The 1,231-nt window shown below is 51.9% G+C and carries 2 protein-coding genes; both read left to right on the top strand.

What is annotated here, in order from left to right:
* The first annotated feature begins 61 nt into the window (after positions 1-61).
* On the top strand, positions 62-628 hold the full coding sequence (locus ACTHUR_RS11425) for an NADPH-dependent FMN reductase (RefSeq protein WP_440398647.1): 567 nt from the start codon (positions 62-64) through the stop codon (positions 626-628).
* 144 nt (positions 629-772) lie between these two features.
* The coding region (locus tag ACTHUR_RS11420; RefSeq protein WP_440398646.1) for a response regulator at positions 773-1,231 on the top strand (459 nt) is incomplete at its 3' end.

The following is a 1,231-nucleotide window of genomic DNA, read 5'->3' as shown; positions in this document are numbered from 1 at the left end:
TCCCTAGACAACACTAAAATCCAGAATAGTTTTCATTTCCATTATCAAACAGGAGAAAAACATGTCAAAAAAAGTCAGCATCTTGGTCGGCAGCCTGCGTAAAGGTTCGTTCGCACGAAAAATCGCACAAAACGTCATTTCCATGTTCCCCGAAGGCTACAAAGCACAAATCGTCGAAATCGGCCATTTGCCTTTGTATAACTTCGACTACGATGATCCTGCCGTTACCGACTTCCCCACTCCGCCCAGCTATACCGAGTTCCGCGAAACCATCAAAGCTTCAGCCGGCGTATTGTTCGTGACTTCCGAAAACAACCGCACCGTCCCCGCCTGCCTGAAAAACGCCATCGACATCGGCTCCAAACCCAATGCCGATGTTGCCTGGAAAAAAACACCGGCCGGCATCATCAGCCATTCCGTCGGCAAAATGGGCGGTTATAGCGCGCAAAAAAATCTGCGCCTTGCCCTCTCATATTTCGATATGCCGCTGACTGGCCAGCCGGAAGTATTCCTCGGCAACTCGCCCACCCTGTTTGACGACAACGGCCGACTCATCGAATCTGCGCGTGAATTTGTTCAAGGCTATATCGACCAACTGGTTGCCTTGATTGAGAAAAACCCTAAATAATCGGGATTGAAGTATACAGGCCGTCTGAAAAACGAAATTTCAGACGGCCTCATCTTTTACAAAAAATCAGTTTTTCGACAGTTCCTAAATTTTTACTAATTGAGTGCGGTTATAATCAATCCACCCATCCTCCGGAGAACTTCCATGCGCGTATTATTGGTTGAAGACGATGCCATGATTGCCCAAGCCGTCAGTGCCAATCTGAAAGACACCGGCTACGCTGTCGATTGGGTCAGCCGCGGTTCGGAAGTTGCCGCAGCAGTGGCGGCGCAAGCATACGATTTGCTGCTCTTGGATTTGGGTTTGCCCGGCAAAGACGGTTTGGACGTATTGGCGCAAATCCGCAACGGCGGCTGTACCGTTCCCGTCTTAATCGTGACCGCGCGCGACGATTTGCACAGCCGGCTCAACGGCTTAGACGGCGGCGCAGACGACTACATCGTCAAACCCTTCGACATGGCGGAACTGCAAGCCCGTATGCGTGCCGTATTGCGCCGACACGGCGGACAGGCGCAAACGCTGCTGACCAACGGTATCATCACGCTCAACCCTTCCACCCATCAGGCGGAAGTGGTCGGGCAGGAACAGGCCATCATGCTCAGC

This window comes from Neisseria sp. P0021.S007 (assembly GCF_051956855.1).
The sequence above is the reverse complement of the archived record's forward strand: the minus strand, read 5'-3'. Positions and strand labels throughout refer to the sequence as shown.

Bases quoted from the DNA above. Each gene is read 5' to 3' on its own strand.
- ACTHUR_RS11425 (WP_440398647.1), top strand. From the start codon at position 62: ATGTCAAAAAAAGTCAGCATCTTGGTCGGCAGCCTGCGTAAAGGTTCG.